General features: G+C 57.5%; 15 protein-coding genes. 10 read left to right on the forward strand and 5 right to left on the reverse strand.

Going from position 1 to position 21,501, the window contains the following annotated elements:
* Positions 1-97: 97 nt before the first annotated feature.
* From QMK33_RS06355 to QMK33_RS06365, 3 genes are all read right to left on the reverse strand, one after another.
* Positions 98-1,165 carry an NAD-dependent epimerase/dehydratase family protein gene (locus QMK33_RS06355; protein WP_283563727.1) on the reverse strand — a complete coding sequence of 356 codons (1,068 nt, stop codon included), beginning with the start codon at positions 1,163-1,165 and terminating at the stop codon, positions 98-100.
* A 261-nt stretch (positions 1,166-1,426) separates the two neighbouring features.
* Entirely contained in the window at positions 1,427-2,032 is a 606-nt protein-coding gene (locus QMK33_RS06360; protein ID WP_283563728.1) for a DUF4252 domain-containing protein, read from the reverse strand.
* Between the two features lie 6 nt (positions 2,033-2,038).
* Positions 2,039-2,281: a hypothetical protein gene (locus QMK33_RS06365; protein ID WP_283563729.1), complete on the reverse strand. Its 243-nt coding sequence runs from the start codon at positions 2,279-2,281 to the stop codon at positions 2,039-2,041.
* Between the two features lie 128 nt (positions 2,282-2,409).
* Between QMK33_RS06365 and QMK33_RS06370 the strand changes: the two genes are divergently transcribed.
* From QMK33_RS06370 to prfB, 8 genes are all read left to right on the forward strand, one after another.
* On the forward strand, positions 2,410-2,991 hold the full coding sequence (locus QMK33_RS06370; RefSeq protein ID WP_283563730.1) for an NUDIX domain-containing protein: 582 nt from the start codon (positions 2,410-2,412) through the stop codon (positions 2,989-2,991).
* 99 nt (positions 2,992-3,090) lie between these two features.
* A complete protein-coding gene (locus QMK33_RS06375; RefSeq protein WP_283563731.1) occupies positions 3,091-3,864 on the forward strand; it encodes a lysophospholipid acyltransferase family protein in 774 nt (257 codons plus the stop codon).
* A 100-nt stretch (positions 3,865-3,964) separates the two neighbouring features.
* The gene (gatC, locus tag QMK33_RS06380; protein ID WP_283563732.1) at positions 3,965-4,246 is read left to right on the forward strand and encodes an Asp-tRNA(Asn)/Glu-tRNA(Gln) amidotransferase subunit GatC; all 282 of its coding nucleotides are present in this window, start codon (positions 3,965-3,967) and stop codon (positions 4,244-4,246) included.
* 200 nt (positions 4,247-4,446) lie between these two features.
* The gene (locus QMK33_RS06385) at positions 4,447-7,203 is read left to right on the forward strand and encodes a tetratricopeptide repeat protein (RefSeq protein WP_283563733.1); all 2,757 of its coding nucleotides are present in this window, start codon (positions 4,447-4,449) and stop codon (positions 7,201-7,203) included.
* Between the two features lie 15 nt (positions 7,204-7,218).
* Positions 7,219-7,959 carry an ABC transporter ATP-binding protein gene (locus QMK33_RS06390; protein ID WP_283563734.1) on the forward strand — a complete coding sequence of 247 codons (741 nt, stop codon included), beginning with the start codon at positions 7,219-7,221 and terminating at the stop codon, positions 7,957-7,959.
* A 272-nt stretch (positions 7,960-8,231) separates the two neighbouring features.
* The gene (locus QMK33_RS06395; protein WP_283563735.1) at positions 8,232-8,792 is read left to right on the forward strand and encodes a cob(I)yrinic acid a,c-diamide adenosyltransferase; all 561 of its coding nucleotides are present in this window, start codon (positions 8,232-8,234) and stop codon (positions 8,790-8,792) included.
* A 62-nt stretch (positions 8,793-8,854) separates the two neighbouring features.
* Positions 8,855-9,922, forward strand: coding sequence for a branched-chain amino acid aminotransferase (locus tag QMK33_RS06400; RefSeq protein ID WP_283563736.1), 1,068 nt, complete (start codon positions 8,855-8,857; stop codon positions 9,920-9,922).
* Between the two features lie 146 nt (positions 9,923-10,068).
* Positions 10,069-11,146, forward strand: a protein-coding gene (prfB, locus tag QMK33_RS06405; protein ID WP_283563737.1) for a peptide chain release factor 2 whose coding sequence is annotated in 2 segments (ribosomal slippage) — positions 10,069-10,128 and positions 10,130-11,146 — 1,077 coding nt in all. Because the reading frame shifts where the segments join, the coding sequence is not laid out codon by codon here.
* Between the two features lie 110 nt (positions 11,147-11,256).
* On the opposite strand, the gene QMK33_RS06410 is transcribed toward prfB, so the two are convergent.
* Together QMK33_RS06410 and QMK33_RS06415 are read right to left on the reverse strand one after the other, a co-directional pair.
* A complete protein-coding gene (locus QMK33_RS06410; RefSeq protein WP_283563738.1) occupies positions 11,257-12,957 on the reverse strand; it encodes a SusD/RagB family nutrient-binding outer membrane lipoprotein in 1,701 nt (566 codons plus the stop codon).
* Between the two features lie 29 nt (positions 12,958-12,986).
* Positions 12,987-16,298 (reverse strand): SusC/RagA family TonB-linked outer membrane protein, encoded by a 3,312-nt coding sequence (locus QMK33_RS06415; protein WP_283563739.1) that lies wholly within the window; start codon positions 16,296-16,298, stop codon positions 12,987-12,989.
* A 458-nt stretch (positions 16,299-16,756) separates the two neighbouring features.
* On the opposite strand from QMK33_RS06415, the gene QMK33_RS06420 reads away from it, so the two are divergent.
* A complete protein-coding gene (locus tag QMK33_RS06420) occupies positions 16,757-19,966 on the forward strand; it encodes a SusC/RagA family TonB-linked outer membrane protein (RefSeq protein WP_283563740.1) in 3,210 nt (1,069 codons plus the stop codon).
* An 18-nt stretch (positions 19,967-19,984) separates the two neighbouring features.
* On the forward strand, positions 19,985-21,433 hold the full coding sequence (locus QMK33_RS06425) for a RagB/SusD family nutrient uptake outer membrane protein (RefSeq protein ID WP_283563741.1): 1,449 nt from the start codon (positions 19,985-19,987) through the stop codon (positions 21,431-21,433).
* The last annotated feature ends 68 nt before the right edge of the window (positions 21,434-21,501 follow it).

Raw genomic sequence — 21,501 nt, forward strand, 5'->3', positions numbered from 1 at the left:
GTAAGCTTCAGCTTGCGAGTGAGCAGGCGGCACTGGGCGGCGCGAACGACGATGCTCGCTGCGCTCGCTCGCAAGCTGAAGCTTACGCTACACCGCGCTACATGCCCAAAATCGGCTTCAAATCGGCCGCATTGGCTTGTAGCCATGCGTGCACCTCCTGCACCAGCTGGCGCACCGAGCGGCGCGGCACCCAGCCGGTGGCGGCCGTTACGCGGGTATTGTCGGTGAGGTAGAGGGCGATGTCGGCCGGCCGCGTTTCGCTTTCGGCGTGGATGGGCACCGTGTTGCCAGTTATTTCCTGGCACAGCGCCGTGAGCTCTTGCAGCGACACGCTGCCGGCGCGGCCGCCGCCCACGTTATAAGTCTGGCCGCTATGCTTCGATAAATCAGCTAGTTGCATCTCCAGCAGCTCGTAGAGGTCATCGACGTGCAGTACGTCGCGCACCTGCTTGCCAGTGCCGCCGAAGCCGATGTAGCCCAGGCCCTGCTGCCAGAAGTGGCGCGCCACCCACAGCACCACCACGCCTTGGTCGACCTTGCCCATCTGCCAGGGCCCGGCCAGCACCCCGCAGCGGTTGATGATGGTGCGCACCCCGTAGAAGTGGTGGTACTCCTGAATGAGGTACTCCGAGCACAGCTTGGTGGCGCCGTAGAGCGAGCGGTAGCCTTCGAGGGGGAAGTTTTCGGTCAGGCCGGCGGCGCTCATGCCGGGCATGGGCTGCGCGGCGGCCACTTCGAAGCGCGTGGGCCCTTCGGTGAGGGCAATCTGCTCAATCTGGTTGATGGGGTACACCCGGCTGGTGGACAAAAACACGAACGCCGCGCCGTGCCGCCGGGCGTAGTTCAGGCAGTGCACGGTGCCCAGGAGGTTGGTATTTACCAAGTAATCAGGGGCTGAGGTGAGGCCGGCCAGCACTGAGGGCTCGGCCGAGGCCTCAATGACTACCTCCACGGCCGGCAGGGCGTCGAAGTCTTCCTGGTTGCGCACGTCGCCGTGTACAAACTCGATGCCCGCCTGGCGCAGGCGTGGCAAATTGAGCTCCGAGCCGCGCCGCTTGAGGTTGTCGAAGGCAATAACGCGCGCCTCGGGGTGCGCCGCCTTGAAGCGCAGAGCCAGCGTGGCCCCCACAAACCCGGCCCCGCCCGTAATCAAAAAAGAAGTCAAAACAGCCAGCTGCTAAATAAAACGTACTGCAAAGTTGCACCCGCGGGCTGGGAGTTGGCGGCCAAGTCGGGCATGGCAGTGGTAGTTGAATACGAACGCAATAAAAAAGAAAGTCATGCTCATCTGGCGTTCACGCAGGGAATCATCTTGCTCGCCTCATTAAGCTGTTAAGCCAACGATGCGAGCGAGATGCTTCCCTGCGTGGACGCCAGCTGAGCGTGACCTTCCTTGTAAACTTCAACGCACATTGCGCGTAGCGACTTACTTGCCAGCGGTTTGCTGCACCACTTCGGGCAGCACCCCGATGAGCGCATCGGCCTGGGCGCGGGTGAAGTTGCCCTGCACCTGCACCAATACAAACGAGCCGAGCGCGTCGGGCATAGTGCCGGTGGCGACCAACTCGCTCACCTGGTCGCCGTTGGCCTTCACCACGTAGGTGTAAGGGGCCGCGCCGGTGGCGTTGCTGGCTAGCGGGGTGTAGCGCTCGGCTTGCAGCAAGCCGCTTACTTCGCTGCTGAGGCCCTCGCGCACTAGGTTTTGGGCGCTGCCGCTGGTGGGTAAAAAGCTCATAACCCGCGCCGTGCGAATGCCGGTGATGGCATTGGTCAGGTCGTTGCCACCGAGCAGCTTACCCACCCGCACCAACGCCATGCGCTGGAGCAAATCGGCCGACCACTCGGTGGTGCGAAAGCCCGAGCGGTCGCGGTACTTGGCAAAAAAAGCGGCCACCGTGCGGGCGGGTGTGCCGGGCCCGCTGGCCCGGCAGCTCCCCAACAGCACCACTACCAGCGCGAGGGCCAGCAGCTGCAACGAAAGGAAGCCACCCGCCGACCGGTGCCTGGTGGGGCTGGAAGCTAAAAAAGGCATCGGTACCTAGTTGTGGGTGCCGGCGTTGGAGCCTTCGCGCGAGGGGTCGATGTCGCCGCGGCGCTGGCCCTGGCTGTCGCGGGGGCCTTCGGCCTGCGTTATCTCCTCGTTTTCTTCGGTCGTGATGTACTCATTGGTAACGGGGCCGAGGCCGCCGTTTTTCTGGGCCAGGTCGGCTTCGGCTTGGGCAAACTTGAGGTTGAGCAGGGCGTCTTCGGTAGGGGCGGGGGTGGGCTTCTTGTCAGCCATAAGCGCTGAGCCGGGGGCCGGATGGTGAGTAGCCGCCGAGCTTCTAGCAGTAGTACGCGCCCGCTCGGCGTGGGGTTGGGGCGGGGGCGGGGCTATTTTTGCGAGTACTCCGCTCGCTTTTTTTGCTCATGACGCCCACGCAGCCCCCCGCCGACCTCGACGAAACCCATAATCCCTGGCAAACCATCAGCTCGGAGCCGAAGTACCAAAACCCCTGGATTCGGGTGCGCGAAGACCAGGTGCTCAACCCCCAGGGCGGGGCGGGCATCTACGGCGTGGTATCGATGAAGAACAAGGCCATTGGTATCGTTCCGCTTGATAGTGAGGGTAATACGTGGCTGGTGGGCCAGTACCGCTACACGCTGAACGAATACTGCTGGGAAATTCCGATGGGTGGCGGCCCCGTGGGGCTCGACGTGCTGGAATCGGCCCAGCGCGAGCTGCGCGAGGAAACCGGCCTGCTCGCCGCCCGCTGGACGCGTATTGCCCGCCTGCATACTTCCAACTCCGTCACCGACGAAGAGGGCTTCGTGTTCCTGGCCGAAGGCCTGACCCAGGGCGACACCGAGCCCGAAGAAACCGAAGACCTGCGCCTCTGGAAACTGCCCCTCGCCCAAGCCATTGAGCTGGTAATGAGCAACCGCATCACCGACGCCATCAGCGTAGCCGGCCTGCTCAAGGCCGAGAAAGTGCTGGCCGGGCGGGAGTAATGGGCAATGAGTAATGGGCAACAGGTACTTGCCCTTTATAAGGTGCGCTACTGCCCAGTACAAATTACCCATTGCCCGGTTTACTGTAAATTTGCTACTATGCCTGCATTTCTGCGCTACATTGGTCACCGGCTGTACACTACCTGGGCTACGTTCTGGTTTGTGCTGCCTTTTTTCGTGACCTACCCGTTGATGCTGGTGCTGGTGCGCCGGCCCGAATGGCGGCCCTACCTGCACAGCCTCAACCGCAACTGGGCCAAGTTTTCCATTTTGATGTGGGGTGTGCCGCTTGACATTGTGCGCGAAAACACCCGGCCCGTGCCCCAGCCCTGCATTTATGTGGCCAACCACGGCTCGTATATTGACATTCTGGTGCTGTTTTACACCATTCCGGGTTTCCTCAATATGATGGGCAAAGACGCACTGGTGAAGTTTCCGCTGTGGGGGCCCCTTTTCGGCAAAACGTACATTCCCGTGAACCGCCGCAGCGTGGTGAGCCGGGGCCGCGCCTTCGCCCTGGCCAAGCAGGGCCTGCTGGAAGGCCGCCCGCTGGCCTTGTTCCCAGAAGGTACCATTGGCCCCAAGCCCGGCGAGGAGCTCCAGCCCTTCCTGGACGGCGCGTTTCAGCTGGCCATTGCCACCGGCGTGCCCATTGTGCCGGTAAGTATGCCCCTCAACCACAAGTTTATGCCCTCGGTGGCGGGCCTGCGCGTGCGCCACGCGGCGCTGCGCGTTGTTTTCCACGAAGCCATCGAAACCAAGGGCCTCACCCAGGCCGACGTGCCCGCCCTCAAGGCCCAGGCCATGGCCCAAATCGCCGACGACTTTGTGCCCGAAGGCCGCGGCATTCCTGGCCCCAGCACCTGGCGCTGAACGTAAAGTGTGAGTGAGTAAATGAGTAAATTCTCTTTGCCATCTCTCATTCTTTACCCCAGTGCACCTTACTCAGCTACTCAATTACTCATTTACCGACATGAATACCGAAACGCTACGCGGCCTGGCCCACCTGGCCCGCCTCGAATTTGACCCCGCCCACGAGGGCCAGATGCTCACCGACCTCAATAAGATTCTGGATTGGGTGGCACAGCTCGAAAAAGTAGATACCGAAGGCGTGCAGCCCTTGGTGCATTTATCGCACGAAATCAACGTGTTGCGCGATGATGTGGCCAGCAACAGCATCAGCCACCAGGATGGCCTGCGCAACGCCCCGCGTAAGGACTCCGACTATTTTCGGGTGCCCAAGGTGCTCGATTAGCAACGCAGCTAATTCAGCACAGCACACAATAGCCCAGCTTATAACAAACCAGCACGTCATGCTGAGCCTGCCGAAGCATCTCGCGTGTAGCAGTAATCTCCATCGTTGAAGTTACTACCTCGCGCGAGATGATTCGGCAGGCTCAGCATGACGTGCTGTTTTGATAATTAGCTTGTTAATACCCCCTTTCCCCGACTTCCTTGCCTGATTTCACCCACCTGCGCCGCCAGCTCGGGCTGCCCCTGCTGCTGGCGCTGCTGGCCCTGGCCGGGGCAGTGTACTACTACTTTGCGGGCGAAAGCGCCGTGCTGCCCGTGCAGCTGGTGCCCCACCTGGCCCCGGTGCCCCTCACCCTCGACTCGGTGGCGGTGGGGCCCGTGCGGCTGCCGCTGCCCGTGAGCGGCTTCATCACCACGCTCACCCACGATGTGGGCGGGCCCTACACCCAGCCGCTGGCCGCCGCGCTGTGGCTGAGCGTGTTGGCCCTGGCGCTGGCCGGCTGGCTGGCGGTGGTGAGCATGCTGCGCCGGCCGGCTTTTCTGGCGGGTATGGTGCCAGTTATTTTCCTGCTACTGGCGTTGAACGCCGATGCGCTGGGCATATTTTCGGACAGCCGGCAATACTTTCTCTACTTGAGCCTGGGCGGGCTGGGCGCGGCGGCGCTGGGCCTGCAAGCCTTTGGCGAGCGGGTGCGGGTGGTGTGGCGCGTGGTGATTTTTGGGGCGCTGGTGGCCGCGCTGGTGGCCCTTATCGTGGGCAGAACCAAACTGCCGCTGGCCGAAACGGTGCTGCACCTGGCGGCCTACGCCACGCCGGCCAGCGCCCTGCTGGTAGTCTTGCTGGTGCTGTGGGTGGGCCTCGAAAACGTGCGCGCCCTGCTCTGGTTCAACACCCAGGCCGAGCGGCCCGAAGGCCGGTTTGGCCTGCTGCCCTTCGTGGTGGCCAGCCTGCTCTATGTGGGCGCGCTGGGCTGGTATTGGTGGAATAACGACACGATGGCCCTGGCCGGCGGCCTGCACCTCGACCCGCTGGTGTTGCTGCTGCCCGCCGTGGTGGCAAGCGGCCTGGGCCTGCGTCAGCGCGAGCCTACCTACGCCGGCTGGCTGCCCTTCGTGGCGGCCCGGCCGCTGTACTGGCTGCTGGTGGCGGCGGCTTCGGCGGCCCTGGGCTACGCCCTGGCCACGGCCAATGCGCCGCTGCTGGCGGCAGCGCGCAGCTTTAGCGCGCGGGCGCTGGGGCTGTTTGGCGCGGCGTTTTTCCTATACGTGCTCATCAATTTTGGGGGGCTGTTGCAGCAGCGGTTGCGGGTATACCGGGTGGTGTTTGAGCCGCGCCGGCTGCCATTCTACACCGTATATATCATGGCGCTGGCCACGCTGCTGCTGATTGAGCTGCGCAGCGGCTGGCCCCTGGCTACCCTGGTGCAGGCCGGCCAGTACAACCAGCTCGGCGACCTGGCCCGCCAGCAAAGCGAGGCCCGCCCCGACGACCTGCCGCTGGCCCTGCTGGCCGAGCGCTACTACGCCGAAAGCGGCGACGTGCTGGCCCGCTTCAACCGCACGGCGCAGCTGGGCCGGGCGGCGCTCTACCGCTTTCGCGGCCAGCGCCAAAACGAGTTGAACGCCCTGCGCCGCGCCCTGCTGCGCCAGCCCGACGAAAAAATCAGCCTGCGCCTCAACGCCCTGCTCACCGAGCCGGCCGACTTCCTCGATGCGCTGGAGGTGCTACGCCAGGCCCGCCGCGCCGCGCCCCGCAGCCTGGCGCTCACCTCCGATTTGGCCCAGTTGTTCACCCGCTCGGCGCTCACCGATTCGGTGGCCATCTACCTCGACAAAACCGAGCGGCTGAAACCCAACAGCTACGTGAGCCGCACTAATCAGCTGGGCTTTTTGCTGAGCCAGAACCTGTACTCAGCCGCCCAAAAGCTGGCCACCGCTGCCCCGCCCCCCGCCACCGAGCCCGCCCTGCTGGCCAACCAGGAGCTGTTGCAGCTGCTCATGGCCGCGCCCGCAACTCCCCCGGCCCCCATTGCGGATGCCGACCTCGATGCCGCCGCCTTTGCCCACGCCTACCAGGCGGCGCTGCTCACTGCCCGGGCGGCGCAGCCCGGCCCGGCCCGGCACCAGGTAACCGTGCTGGCCAAGCTGGCCGAGCGCCCCGCCAACGCGCCGTACTACGAGCAGCTGCTATTCCTGCAAGCGCTGCTGCGCCACGCCGCCGGCCAGGAGCTGGCCGCCCGCCAAACGCTGGCCCCGCTCACGGTGGGCACCACGGCCGCGGCGGGCTACTACCAATATGTGCTGGGAATGTGGCAATTGCAGCAGCAGCAGTATGCTACGGCGGCCACGCAGCTGGCACAGGCGCAAGCCCTCGGCGCTACCGATGCCCGCCTGCCGCGCGCCTGGGCGCTGGTCCTGGCCGGCCAAACCGACTCGGCCCAGACCGCCTACCACCGACTGGCGGCCGATACCACCCAGCGGGCCGCCGTGGTCGCGCTGGGCCGGGTATTGCAAAGAGCTGATTTAAAGAATGTTAACTCAAAAATAATACTGGCCGGCAGCCAGGAACTGGCCAGTGCTCAGCGAGCCGCCAGTAGCGGGCAGCTGCCCGAAGCCACCCACCGCTACCAGGCGCTGGTGCAGCAAGCGCCCTTCAACGAGGCGGCCGTGCTGGCGGCGGCGCGCTTCTTCACGCAGCAAAAAGCCTACACCGACGCCTACGACACGCTCAACAAGGGCTTGGCCGAAAACCCCACTTCGGCCGCGCTGTTGCAAGCCTACGCGCTGGCCGCCGCCGATGCCGGCCTGGCCGACCTCGGCCAGTCGGCGCTCGACCAGCTGCGGCCGCGCCTCGGGGCCGCGCAGTACGCTACCTTGCTGGCGCAATTTGCCCAGCGCCGGGCGGCCCACGCGGCCGCCTCGGCGGCGTTCGACCAGCCCCCGGTACCTGCCCGCTAACATTTCTCCCTTGCTATGACTCCTGCCATCCTTACGCCCTTCGTAATTCAGACCACCAACATCGCCAAGGAATACGTGATGGGCACCGAGCACATTCACGCGTTGCGCTCGGTGAGTATTGATATCAAACGGGGTGATTACGTGGCGTTTATGGGGCCGTCGGGCTCGGGCAAGAGTACGCTCATGAATATTGTGGGCTGCCTCGATACGCCCACCCAGGGCCAGTACATCCTCAACGGCCAGGATGTGAGCCGCATGAGCGACAACCAGCTGGCCGAGGTGCGCAACAAGGAAATAGGCTTCGTTTTCCAAACCTTTAACCTGTTGCCGCGCTCCACTTCGCTCGAAAATGTGGCCCTGCCGCTCATCTACGCGGGCCTGGGCAAGCGCGAGCGCAACGAGCGCGCCCTCGAAGCCCTGCGCTCGGTGGGCCTGGCCGACCGCGCCGGCCACCGCCCCAACGAGCTCAGCGGCGGCCAGCGCCAGCGCGTAGCCATCGCCCGTGCCCTCGTCAACAGCCCCAGCGTGCTACTGGCCGACGAACCCACCGGCGCCCTCGACTCCAAAACCAGCTACGAGATAATGGGCTTATTTGAAGCACTTTACGCCAAAGGTAACACCATCATTATGGTGACGCACGAGGAGGATATTGCGCACTACGCCCACCGCATTGTGCGCCTGCGCGACGGCCTTATCGAAACCGATGAGGTAAACCACAACATCGCCAGCCCAGCCATCAACTCGCTCAGCAGCTAAGTAGCTGGTTAATGGCTATTGGCCTTCCTGTTAAATTCCGATGGTTATTAAATTATTGACGGTCAGTATTTTATCGGTAAGTTAAATCATCCCACGCACCGCAGCAGTTATACCAGTGCAATGATGCGAGCGAAGCGAGCGAGATGCTTCCCTGCGTGGACGCCAGATAAGCACGACGTTCTAAAAGCATCCCAACGCAGAAAAACCGCCCCACAGCCAGGGGCGTAGTTCCGTATCTGTGAAATCCGTTAAATCCGTTTGAATCTGCGGTTATGAAAGTATACACCAAAACCGGCGACAAAGGCCTCACCTCCCTGATAGGCGGCACGCGCGTCCCCAAATCGAGCCTGCGCATCGACTGCTACGGCACCGTAGATGAGCTCAACTCCTACATTGGCCTGCTACGCGACCAGGACGTGAACGCCCCGCGCCGCGACCTACTCAAGGAAATCCAGGACCGGCTGTTCACCGTCGGCTCGCACTTGGCCACCGACCCCGATAAAGACCCGCGCCAGCGCCTGCCCGACCTGCACCCCGAAGACGTAACCCTGCTCGAAACCGAGATGGACCGCATGGACCAGGTGCTCACGCCGCTGCGCGAGTTTGTGCTGCCCGGCGGGCATCAGGCCGTATCGTTTGCGCACGTGGCGCGCTGCGTATGCCGCCGCGCCGAGCGCCTGGTTATTCAACTAGGGGAGGCGTCGCCGGTCGAAGACTTGGTGGTGATGTACCTCAACCGGCTGTCCGACTACCTCTTTGTACTGAGCCGGGCCATGGCCCACGACCTGGGCGTGGCCGAGGTAACCTGGAAGCCCCGCGTTGCGCGCAGCTAGTACCTTTGAGCCGGCAGTTTTTGTAAGAGAACCAGCCCCAAACGTTTTCAGTAACCCTACCTATGCTAGATACCCTCGCCCTCGACGTGCAGCCCACCTCCGCGTCTCGCCTTGCCCAACTCGACCCCGCCAACATGGATTTTGGCAAGCTCTTCGCCGACCACATGCTGGCCGTCGAGTTTACGGGTGGCGAGTGGCAGCCGTCGCGCATCGTGCCCTACGGCCCGCTGGCCGTGAGCCCCGCCAACTCGGCACTGCACTACGGCCAGGCCATTTTTGAGGGTATGAAAGCCTACCGCCAGACCAACGGCCAGGTGGCCATGTTTCGGCCCCTCGACAACTGGCAGCGCTTCAATGCCTCGGCCGAGCGCATGGCCATGCCCACCGTGCCCCAGGATGTGTTTATGCACGGCCTGCGCGAGCTCGTGAAGCTCGACGATGCGTGGGTGCCCCAGGCCATTGGTACGGCGCTCTACCTGCGGCCCTTCATGTTTGCCACCGACGGCTTTTTGGGCGTGCGGCCGTCCGAAACTTACCATTTTGGCGTCATCACCTGCCCGGTAGGGGTGTACTACACCAAGCCCCTGCGCGTGCGCTTCGAGCAGAAGTACGTGCGCGCTGCCCCCGGCGGGGCCGGCTACGCCAAAAACGCGGGCAACTACGGCGCAGCCATGCTGCCCAGCCGCATTGCCCAGCAGGAAGGCTACAACCAGCTCATCTGGACCGATGCCTCGGCCCACCAGTTCGTGGAAGAGTCGGGTACGATGAACATTATCTTTATTATTGACAATAAAATAGTTACGCCCGCTATTTCTACTTCTATCCTCGACGGCATCACGCGCCGCTCGGTGCTGCAACTGGCCCGCGACTGGGGACTGACCGTAGAAGAGCGCCAGGTATCGAGCCTGGAAGTGCTCGACGCCCTGGCCGCCGGCCGCCTCCAGGAGGCCTTTGGGGTAGGCACGGCTGCCACCATTGCGCCCATCGCCACCATCGGCTTCGAGGGCCAGGACCACGACCTGCCCGCCGTAGCCGACAACGCGTTCTCGCGCCGCGCCAGTGCCGCGCTCGATGCCATTCGCACCGGCCAGGCCCCCGACCCGCACAACTGGATGGTAGCGGTAAGCTAGTAAATGAGTAAGTGAGGAAAAAGGCGATGGCCTTTGCTGCGTATACTACGCAGCAAAGGCCATCGCCTTTTTCATGCCGACCTTTGCGCAGTGAGAGTTGGCCGGTGAGGTCAGCTGCTCAGTTACTCACTTACCCATTTACCATTATGACTCAAGACCACATAAAGGACTTGAGGGGCCGCGCAGAGGCCCTGAGGAGGTATCTTTGACTACGATACCCGTAAAGAGCAGGTAATCAAGGCCGAAGCTGCAACGATAGCTTCCGATTTCTGGGACGACTCGAAGGCCGCCGAGCTGAAGCTCAAAGAAATCAAGAGCATCAAAACCTGGACCGACGACTACGAGGCCGTGCAGCAAGCCATGGCGGATACCGAGGTCCTCTACGATTTCTTCCGCGAGGGCGAGGCCACCGAAGCCGAAATTCAGGCCGAGTACGATGCCACCCAGGCCAAGGTAGAGGCCCTGGAATTCAAGCGCATGCTCTCCGATGAGGAGGACCAGCTGGCCGCCATCATCGACATCAACCCCGGCGCGGGCGGCACCGAAAGCCAGGACTGGGCCGAAATGCTCATGCGCATGTACATCATGTGGGGCGAAAGCAAGGGCTTCACCGTGAAGCAGTTGAGCTACCAGCCCGGCGAAGGGGCCGGTATCAAGTCGGCGTCGCTGGAAATTGATGGGCCATTTGCCTACGGCTACCTCAAGAGTGAAATCGGCGTGCACCGGCTGGTGCGCATGTCGCCCTTCGACAGCAGCGGCCGGCGGCATACGTCGTTCGCCTCCGTGTTTGCCTACCCGGTAGTTGACGATACCATTGTCATCGACATCAACCCCGCCGACATTTCCTGGGACACCTTTCGGGCCGGCGGCGCGGGCGGCCAGAACGTGAACAAGGTCGAAACCGCCGTGCGCCTCACCCACGCGCCCAGCGGCATCATCATCGCCGTGCAGATTGAGCGCTCGCAGCTCATGAATAAGGAGCACGCCCTGCGCATGCTCAAGTCGCGCCTCTATCAGCAGGAGATGGACAAGCGCAACCTGGAGCGCGACAAAGTCGAAGCCACCAAAAAGCGCATCGACTTCGGCTCCCAGATTCGCAACTACGTGCTGCATCCCTACAAGCTCATCAAAGACCTGCGCACCGGCATCGAGCGCACCGACGTGCAGAATGTACTCGATGGAGATTTGGATGAGTACATAAAAGGCTACCTGATGCAGAATTAGGCAGCGGATGCCAGCTAAGTAAGCCGGGCATTTTACCCGACTAGCCAACGCAAAAAAGAAGGGCTGCCCAATGGGCAGCCCTTCTTTTTTGCTAATCTAAGAGGAGGAGGTTAGTCCACCGAATCCCAGAAGATTTTCGTGAACTGCGTAACACCAGCGGGGATGTTCGTATTGTTCGTATTGATTTCGCTTTGCGGATAGAGCAAGCGAGTTGCAAGCTTATCGGCGCGGGGCGAGCTCGACTGCGAAGAGAAGGCAAGCTTGGGAAAACCAGTGCGGCGGTAATCACTCCAAGACTCGGTGCTGGCAACTGTGTTCAGGGCCAAGTACTTCTGGTAGACGATTTTTTCCTGCTTGCTCACGGTCCGGGGCGCCGTAAGGCGCGTCGTATCCAAAGCCAATGATTTATCCGCCCGCTCGGTAAACGTGCCTCGGTACTGTGGTACTGTGGTCGTGGTAGCCTCCCAGTCTACTAAACCGTTATTTGGGTTGGCTGCGATATACTGATTGTACTGGTCAGTACCAGCAACCGTAGAAGTGCTAGCCGTGCCCGACCGGTAGAAATAGCTGAAAGAAGCTTGGATAGCGGCCAAGTAATCAGCCTTAGCATCGCCACTCGGGAACAGGCCCAGCGCTTCGGCCTCGGCCTTTGAGAAGAGATGCTCCGACAGCAGCATCAACGCCGTAGGACTAGATACGCCCTTAAAAAAGCCCCCAGTCACCCCTTCGGCATTCGCCCCCAGGAAGCGCGAGCCAATCAGCGGTAATACCACGTTTGGTGGGTTGCTTTCGCCCGGTACCGAACCTACGTACTGAGACAGGGTATCAGCCTTTACCTCATCATCGGGAAACAGCACCCGCTGACCCTTTGTATAGAGCTGCGAAATACGTGGGTCTCTATTTTGTAGGTACTGATTGAGGATAAACTGCGTCGGAATCTGGTAGCTACGCTCCGTTGCATTCGAGCCGGCCGGCGTGTAGGCGTACCGGTTGTATAGCGGGTTTTGCTGGCTGGCCGCCTGCGCATAAGTAGGCTGGGCTACTACGTCGGCACTAATGAAGCCATCCGCAGCAGAAGATGTCTGGAGCGCAGCTAGCTGGGTTTTCACGGTAGCATTCAGTGCAGCATCACCGGTCTGCGACTCACGCAGCAAAATGCGCAGCTTCAGGCTGTTGGCAAATTGCTTCCACTTCTTCATATCACCACCAAAAATAATGTCTTCCGAAGACACTGCGCGCGGGGTAAAGGTTGCCGTGGCCGAAGCCTTCGTTTTGTTGATGTCCGAGATAGCGCCGTCCAACTGCACGAGCAAATCCTTGTAGACATCAGCCGCCTTATCGTACTTGGGTGTTACGTTAGCTATGCCCAATAATGCCTGCGAGTAAGGAATATCGCCGTACTCATCTACCAGCAGCTGAAAGTTATACACCTTCATAATGCGGGCAATGGCCGCATGATAAGGGTAGTTAGCTGCCCCGTTAATCTGGATGAGGTTGTAATCATTCAGGTTGTCGAACGTGCCAGACCAGAGAGCTGCGTAGAAATTAGAGGAGTAGTTATAGGTGAGTTCCTCTCCAAAGCCACTGACAACTGCCGTTTTGCCCCAGTAGCTTGCAGCCCAGCTGGCGTAAGAGTTGAAGTTATTCTGTGCGCTAGGCGTACCACCAGTATAGTTCTGAGCCGTGATAGTGAGAGCCTGTGCCAAGATAGCATCAGGCGCAACTGCGGTTGGCTGGTTGGGGTTGTCGTTGATGTCGAGAAACGATTTGCAACCAGTAGCGGCAGTTGCAAGTGCTACCGCAGCAAACATCTTAAAAGATATTTTCATCGATAAATTGATTAGAAAGTTGCGTTGATGCTAGCACCGACAAATTTGGTGGCCGGCAGGCCAAGGTTGCTGTTAATACCAACTGCATTGGAGTTGGTACCCAGGCTGGTGCTAAGCTCCGGGTCGGTGTAGATGTTCTCTTTAGGAACCCAGGTGAAGAGGTTACGGCCATAAACATTCAGCGAAGCGCCCTTTATAAAGCCAGTCTTTGTCAGCACCTCCATTGGTAGGGCGTAGCTCAACGAAAGCTCGCGGATTTTGAAGAAGCGGCCCGAGGTTACGTAGTTCTCCGCAACAGTGCGGTTCCAGGTTGAGTTCTGAGCCCAGAACTCCGCTCCACCGGGCGTTTTGCCGGTAGTGTTCGCCGTGTAGGTAGCACCATTGTCGTTCGAGATAGCCGAGTTTGGATAGATGAAGTCTTGGCGACCGTACATAGCGCTGCGAGCACCGCTACCCGTGAAGTCCAGGTCTTCGCCAATGGCGTTGTACACTACATAGCCCGTGCGCAACTCGCCTTGGCCCGCCAGGGTCAGGCCCTTGTAGCTGATGCTGGCGTTGAAGCCGTACTTATATTTCGGCTGGGTGTTGCCGAAGCTGATGTTATCAGCAGCCTTAAGCGGATAGTAGTAAACCGTCTTGTCGGTTGCGTCATACTTGTTGTTGGTCGTACCCATCTTGATGAGGCCCTTGTTGGGACCATCTTCAATGCGCTGGTAGTGCGAACCCTGCAGAATGGGGTAAGGCTGGTCCTTGATGGCGTAAAGCGCGGCGTTGGCCGAGCCACCCGAGGAGAGTAGCAGCTGTGGCAGGTCGTTGGGCAGGGAAACTACCTTGTTGTTGTTGTAGTTGAAGTTGCCACCCAACGTGATGGTCAGGCCGTTTTCGAGGCGCACGGGCGTGATGTTCAGGTCAGCTTCGACACCGCGGTTCTGTACTTCGCCGGCATTCAGCAGCAAGCTGCTAGAGCCACTAGCAGTCGATATAGATGTGCTAACCGTTTGGTTAGTGCTTTTCTGAGAGTAGTACGTAACACCACCTGCAATCCGGCGCTTCAAAAAGCTCAACTCAATGCCTGCTTCGGTCGAGATAGTCGTTTCGGGTTTGAGGCCCGGCTGCACCAAGCGGTTGTCCTGCGTGAAAGAAGCCTGGGAGCCGAAAGGATAGCCCGAGCCAGGGCTGTACGTGGTGAGCAGGCCGTAAGCACCGTTCGGGTTGTAAACGCCCGTGTTGATGTTGAAGCCGTTGTAGATAGGTGATGCCGGATTAAGGATGTTTATCTGGCTCACTTTCGCAATACCACCACGGAGCTTACCGTAATCCAGGAAAGAAGCATCTTTCAGAGCTGGGATAGCATTCGTGAAGACGAACGAAATGTCGCCACCGGGATAGAAGAAGCTACGGTTGGAGGGGTCCAGTACCGATGTGTTGTCATTACGGCCTGAGCCGTGAACGAACAGATAGTCCTTGTAGCCCAGCGTCACGTCTGCGTAGAATGCATAAAGACGCGACTGAGCCGTGCCATCGAAGGCACCTATCAAGCCCACCCGGTTGCCTAGGTTGAACAGGTCAGCCGTAGCCAGCGCAGTCGACGAAGCGTAGTTGTAGCGGCTGTCGGTTTGCTGCACGTTGTTACCCACGATAGCCTTCACATTGAGGTCACCAAAGGTTTTGTCCACGGTCACGAACAAATCTGAGTTGAGACGGGTAAAGTTGCTTGTCAGGTCTTGCACGTAGCCCGGCGTGCCGGTGCCAGGTTTATTGGTTTTGTTACCCCGAATGAAGTCATTGTAAACGAACTTGTTCTGGGTAGAAATGCTCGATTGGTTGATAGTAGTCGTACCCAAGCGGTACTGCACTCGCAACCAATCTTTTACCTTATATGACAGGTCAATGTTGCCGAGTAGCGTGTTGCGGCGGTCGTTCGTACGGTTGTTGTCGATAACCCAGTACGGGTTGAAGTAAAAGGCATTGTAGTAGCCGTTCGGATTAGCGTACTCGTTGTTCTGCCAATCCTTGTAAGAGGTGAGGGGAGCCATCACCGACGTGTTAAACCAGTTCCAGTACACCGACTGGTCGCGGTCTAGCGTAGCGTGCTGGTCAACTTTCTGCTGGGCGTACGATACGTTGAAGCCTACTGTGAGGCGGCCCAACTCGCGCGAAGCGTTGAAACGGAAAGTGTTACGGTCGTACTTGTCTTTGGGTACGATACCGTTGTTATGAACGTTCTGGTACGAGGCAAAGAATTTGCTCTTGTCATCTCCACCCGAGAACGTAACACCATTCTGGGCCTGGTATCCCGTGTTCCAGAATTTTTTCTTCTCGTCGGGGCGGCCAACATACGGCAGCATTTGCAGGTCGCCATTGGCTAGCACTTCGCCAAAGGGACGAAGCGAACCGTCGAAGCGCGGACCAAACTGCTGGTTTTCAAAGCTGTTGTAAGCAGTGTTTTCGTTGGAGTCAACGCTACCATTGGCTGTGAAATCAGGGCGCGAGTTAGTGCCGCCCCGCTGGCCATTCCAAGAGTTGGCGCCAGGACCAAAGTCGCTTTGCAGCTTAGGCAAGAACGATACCGACTCAAACTGGGAAGTTTGCGATAGCGTTATGGTAGGAGTGTTGCTGCCTTTTTTAGTGGTGATAATCAACGCACCATTGGAAGCCTGCGACCCGTAAAGAGCAGCTGCGTTAGCACCTTTCAGCACCGAGATGCTGGCAATGTCGTCGGGGTTAATAGCAGTCAGGACTTCGTTCGACGAGATAACACCGTCTACTACAATAAGAGCCTCGTTGTTGCCAGTGAGTGAGCGCGTGCCTCGTAGCGTTACACGCACGCTAGGGTTAACGCCTGAGCCCAAAGTCTGTACTTGTAGACCGGAAACTTTGCCAGATAGGCCGTTGGTTACGTTGGTTACGCGAGCCTGCGTTACCTCTTTGGTATCGAGCGTGGCGGTGGCATAACCAATTTCCCGCTCTTGGCGCTGGATGCCCAAGGCACCGGTTACCACTACTTCGCCAAGCTGCTTGGAGTCAGTGGCCAAGGCAACCGTGATATTCGTCCGGTTACCAATGACCTGCTCAATAGTAGTGTAGCCGATGAAGCTGAAGGTAATCGCAGTAGCTGAAGCCGGAACGCCGCTCAATGAGAAGGCACCATCAGCATTAGTAGAGGTGCCAACGGTAGTTCCTTTGGCCAGTACCGTCACGCCCGGCAGGCCTTGCCCGGAGGAGCGGTCCGTCACACGACCCGAAATAGTTCTGTCTTGTGCTACAGCCTGATACCAGAGGCAACTGAGCAGAAAGACAAGTAATAAAGAAAAATGCTTCATATTATGAAGATTGGAAAAGGTGAAAAAAAGATTGCCTCACGCAACGGAATGAGGCAAATCCGTTGGCAAGTTATTACATTATTACCGAATCTAGTAAGGGGCGGATTCAATACGCGCCAATTCTTTATAGGAGAAAGTTAGCAAGTTGGCAATGTGACCAAAAAAAGGAAAGGTCCACCAGCCGCTTCGCTAAGGTAGGTTGCGTAAGTCAATTAAGAGGAACCGGTGTGCTTATCAGGAGGCACTAAGCAGCCAAAAATTAGGTGAGGCTAGGTTAACTGTTATTTTTAATAATACAAATAAAAACTATATAATGTAACTTTAAAAAAGGAGCGGGGCTAAGACAGAAATCAACCGAAAGATGAACAACGTGTGATGTAGTTTGCCTTTTGCCTACTACATTAGCGGCTTAATATTCCCTCAACCTTTTAGTCACCCCCCTCATCACACACAACTACATGAAAAGAAGTTTATTACTGAGCTTTATGCTCATGCTCACGCTGTTTCAGGCTGTGCTAGCCCAGACACGGTCATTATCGGGGCGGGTGACCGACCAAAAAACCGGCGAGGGTCTACCCGGCGTTACGGTACTGCTCAAAGGCACTACCAATGGAGCATCAACTAATTCTGACGGGGCGTTCAATGTCACAGTGCCTGCTACTGGGGGTACGCTGGTATTTAGCTCTGTTGGTTATGTTACACAAGAGCGAGCTATTGGCAACGAAACCCAGTTTAGTGTTGGGCTGGCAACTGATAGCAAGCAGCTGGGCGAAATTGTGGTAACTGGCTATGGCGGTTCACAGGATGTAAAAGACATCACGGGTTCGGTAGCTCAAGTGGGCGAAAAGGCGCTGTTGTCACAGCCAGTGCAGAGTTTCGACCAAGCACTTACTGGTCGCGCTGCTGGCGTGCAGATTAATAGCACTGGCGGTGCTTTGGCCGACCAAACAGCCATTCGCATCCGGGGCGTAAACTCCATCAGTAATGGGGCAGGTCCGCTAATTGTGGTAGATGGAGTACCAATCAGTAGTGTTACCAATTCCAACACGTTCAACAGCGGTGGGGGTGCCCGCTATAATCCGCTGGCCGATATCAACCCCAATGATATTGAATCGGTGGATGTATTGAAGGACGCGTCGGCCGCCGCCATTTATGGCTCACGCGCTGCTAACGGGGTTCTCATCATAACTACCAAGCGAGGAAAAGCAGGTCAGAATCGCGTAGCAGTTAACTCCTACATCGGTTTTCAGCGCCCGGTACGCCGGCTCAAGCTACTTGGTGCTGATGACTTCATCGCAATCAATAACGAGAAGGCTGCCAATCGGCGGGCGGGCAGCACCAACGGCATAACCAACCTGAACATACCGGCTACGATTGCGGCATATCCTGACTTGAATGGTGACGGTACGCCCGACCAAGTGGAGACCAACTGGCAGGACCAGATTTTCCGGAGTGGTGCACTGCAAGATTATCAAGTTGCACTCTCCGGAGGCACGGATAAAGCTTCTTACTACAGCTCGGCTGATTGGACCGACCAAAAAGGCATTCTGAATGCTAACCGTTTGCGCCGTGGCGCTTTTCGCTTGAACGTTGACGTAGCCCCTAAAACTTGGTTAAAGGCCGGTCTGAGCAGTAGCTACTCAAAAACGCTCAACAATGGCGTTCTTACTGACGGCTACTTGGCTGGTGCAACAGTTTCGGGCTATAATGCTCCTCCCAACGTACCTGTGTACAACGCCGATGGCTCTTACTATCTCAATCCAATAGGTAACCTGGGTAACGGAGGCAACAACATTGCGTACGTTCAGAACAACTACAATAATGCTACGGCAGTACTTGATTTGCAACGCAACAACAACACGTCGCAACGCATCATTGCCAATGGCTATTTGACTGCCTTACCCTTGAAAGGGCTTAGCCTCACCAGCCGCTACGGCATTGACTACTTGTCGAATGTTGAAGACCAGTACAGTAGCCCCGTCATATCTGGCTTGGGCCGGCAGTTGGGCCAAGGCCTAGTACAGAACAATCAACTTGACCGTACTCAGTTTAACTGGCAGAACTATGCCAACTATGACCGCACATTTGGTACAAACCACACGTTAGGTCTGACTGCTGGTATTGAGGTTCAGCAAATCGACGAAAAGCAGGTTTACACGCCGGCAGCCGACTTTGCTGACCCTAAGTTTAAAGAAATTCTGGACGGCTTGTTCACCTCGACGCTGTCGGGTGGTGGTACTCGCTTTGCAAATGGTTTTCAGTCGTATTTCGGCCGCGCTAACTATAGCTTCGCAAGTCGTTATTACGCTTCGTTCTCAGCTCGTTATGATGGTGCTTCTGTATTTGGAGCAGATAACCGCTACGGCTTCTTTCCCGGTGGTTCGGTGGGCTGGCGGGTTTCGGAAGAGCCTTTCTTCCAGAGCCTTAACTCGGCTAATCGGGTAACCGACCTAAAGTTGCGGGCTAGCTATGGCTTGGTTGGTAACTCGAACGGCATTGGCTCCTATGCTTCCCGGACGCTCATCGGCGGTGGTCAGTATGCTGACGTGAACGGCTTTAGCATTTCGCAGGTTGGCAACCCAGCTCTGCAGTGGGAAACCAGCAAAAAGCTGGATTTGGGTATTGATGTCTCTTTCTTTCAGAGTCGCCTTAGCTTAGTAGTTGATTATTTTAATAATCAGATAAGTGGTTTGGTACTGGCTGCACCAGTGCTACGTACCACTGGTCTCCCAAACCTGACCTCTCTTACTTCTGCTTCCGTTACCCGTAACGTTGGCGAGATGTACAACCGGGGAGTAGAATTGACGGTAAACACGGTGAACGTGCGCGCTGAAAGCGGCTTCCAGTGGACGTCAAGCTTTAACGCGACTTGGATTAAAAACCGTGTGCAGTCATTGGCTACGCCTAACGATATTATCAGCGGGCAGCAACGTGCTAGCGCAGACCGGACACTGAGTGTTTATTACCTGCCCAACTGGGCTGGGGTAAACTCAGCAAACGGCAATGCACAGTTTGTAGCGGCCGATGGGACCATCAAGCAGTATGATGCTGCTTATGCAACAACTAATGCGGCTGGGGTAACGAACACGACCGGGCGCTGGTTGACACAGAGTGGCGACGCAACGACGCCCATTACTACGGCAGACTACCAGTACCAGCAGAAAGGCGGTATTCCCACTTGGTATGGCGGCTTCGACAACACGTTTAGCTTCAAAGGGGTTGATTTGGGTATCTTCTTTCAGTACAGCGGTGGTAACATGATTTACAATGCTACCCGGTCGGGCCTGATGACTACTTTCCTCAATAACAACATCAGCGAAATAAAGGATCGGTGGACTACTCCTGGCCAGGAAACCAACGTGCAGAAGCTAGTGCTTCAGGATAACGTTTCGAATCAAGCGTCGTCTCGCTGGCTCGAAAACGGTAACTTCCTGCGTTTCCGTCAGGTTAGCCTTGGTTACAACCTGCCCAAGACTGTTGCTACCCGCATAGGCTTGAGCAACCTGCGCATCTACGGACTCGTGCAGAATCTGTACACCTTTACCCACTACACGGGTACCGACCCCGAGGTGAATTCTAACCGTACTAGCAACATTGCTTATGGCACTGACAACCGGTCTGTGCCGCAGCCACGTAGCTTCACGCTTGGCATCAATTTCGGTATCTAACCTTTGCTTTTTACCTCAATGATTCATATCAATAAATCAATGCGGGCCTCCGCATTGGGTGCCATGTTGCTGCTAGGGGTAACTGGTTGCAACGTTCTGGTTCAAGACCCCCCTACTGCCCTTACGCCCTCTGATGCTTTTGCCAATGCTGACCGCATCAGCAAATCGGCAATCGGCATGTATGACTTTCTGCAAAACGCCGAATTTCTGGGAGGTAGAGCGCTCATCTATAGTGATGTGCGAAGCGATGACACGAATTCCTCGCCCTACTTCTCCACTATTGTTAACACTGCTGCCACACTGCCGAATGACGCCTACGCGACTAACGGCTGGACTGGGGGGTATCGGTCCCTCTACGGGGTAAATTATTTTCTGCAACAAATTGCCCTTAACACTGGCAAAACAACGCCGGAACTGGAAGCCCAGTACATAGGGGAGGCAGAGTACATAAGAGCACTGGTATACTTTAACTTAGTAAACCTTTATGCCCAGCCTTATAATTTCACCAGCGACGCCTCGCATCTGGGGGTACCTATCCAACTCGTTGCGCCGGATGCTGTAAGTGCTTTCGACCCTAGCCAAAACCTGTCTCGCTCCACAGTGAAGCAAGTGTATGACCAGATTGAGAAGGACTTGCTGGATGCCCTAACCAAGCTTCCCGAAACCTACACAACAGACTTTGACAAAACGGGCCGGGTAACGAAGGACGCTGCCCGTACGCTGCTTTCGCGCATGTACCTGTATAAAGCAGACTACGTAAATGCTGCCAAGTACAGTGGAGATGTTATCACGGGAAATCGGCACGCATTGAATGATAGCCCCGTAACTCCCTTTAGTGCTACTTCTTATCAAACTTCAGAATCTATTTTTTCTGTAGCGATGAACTCCTCCGATAACCCTAACACAAACAATGCGTTGGGGCAGCATTATGGCGGTAAGAATCGGGCTGATATCACCGTTACGCCTTATGCACGCATCGACACAACACAATTTCGTAGCAAGGACCGGCGCCGGACGCTTTTGATAACGCCAGCCGCTTATCCAACGGCTGCTGCATTAGTATACACGCTGAAATACAATAATGCCTCTTTCGACTACGTGCCGATTCATCGCTACTCGGAAGTATTACTGAACCGTGCAGAAGCGCTAGCTCAGACAAGTGCTGGCGTTAGTGCAGAAGCTATTACGCTGCTCAATACGGTACGTCGCCGTTCACTGCCCAACATCCCAGCTTATCCATCAGTTGCGGCCGCTGATTTCGCAATCAGCGGGAAGCAAGGGCTCATTGATGCCATCCTGTTCGAGCGCCGTTTGGAGCTCGCTTTTGAAGGTCACCGCTATTACGATTTGCTGCGTTACAAGCGTAACCCAGGGCGTATTAACTACGGTGATGACCGTGTGGTGCTGCCGATTCCGCTCGTGGATATTCAGCAAAACCCCAACTTGGTGCAGAACAAAGGATACTAAGTATCAGCGTTGCGCACCTACTAAAAAGAGCCCCAGCCAATTTGGCTGGGGCTCTTCTCGTTTCAGTA

The sequence above is a fragment of the Hymenobacter sp. H14-R3 genome, assembly GCF_030063445.1.
GTDB lineage: Bacteria > Bacteroidota > Bacteroidia > Cytophagales > Hymenobacteraceae > Hymenobacter.

Bases quoted from the DNA above. Each gene is read 5' to 3' on its own strand.
- QMK33_RS06360 (WP_283563728.1), bottom strand. From the start codon at position 2,032: ATGCCTTTTTTAGCTTCCAGCCCCACCAGGCACCGGTCGGCGGGTGGC.
- QMK33_RS06365 (WP_283563729.1), bottom strand. From the start codon at position 2,281: ATGGCTGACAAGAAGCCCACCCCCGCCCCTACCGAAGACGCCCTGCTC.
- QMK33_RS06370 (WP_283563730.1), top strand. From the start codon at position 2,410: ATGACGCCCACGCAGCCCCCCGCCGACCTCGACGAAACCCATAATCCC.
- QMK33_RS06375 (WP_283563731.1), top strand. From the start codon at position 3,091: ATGCCTGCATTTCTGCGCTACATTGGTCACCGGCTGTACACTACCTGG.
- gatC (WP_283563732.1), top strand. From the start codon at position 3,965: ATGAATACCGAAACGCTACGCGGCCTGGCCCACCTGGCCCGCCTCGAA.
- QMK33_RS06390 (WP_283563734.1), top strand. From the start codon at position 7,219: ATGACTCCTGCCATCCTTACGCCCTTCGTAATTCAGACCACCAACATC.
- QMK33_RS06395 (WP_283563735.1), top strand. From the start codon at position 8,232: ATGAAAGTATACACCAAAACCGGCGACAAAGGCCTCACCTCCCTGATA.
- QMK33_RS06400 (WP_283563736.1), top strand. From the start codon at position 8,855: ATGCTAGATACCCTCGCCCTCGACGTGCAGCCCACCTCCGCGTCTCGC.
- QMK33_RS06410 (WP_283563738.1), bottom strand. From the start codon at position 12,957: ATGTTTGCTGCGGTAGCACTTGCAACTGCCGCTACTGGTTGCAAATCG.
- QMK33_RS06415 (WP_283563739.1), bottom strand. From the start codon at position 16,298: ATGAAGCATTTTTCTTTATTACTTGTCTTTCTGCTCAGTTGCCTCTGG.
- QMK33_RS06420 (WP_283563740.1), top strand. From the start codon at position 16,757: ATGAAAAGAAGTTTATTACTGAGCTTTATGCTCATGCTCACGCTGTTT.
- QMK33_RS06425 (WP_283563741.1), top strand. From the start codon at position 19,985: ATGATTCATATCAATAAATCAATGCGGGCCTCCGCATTGGGTGCCATG.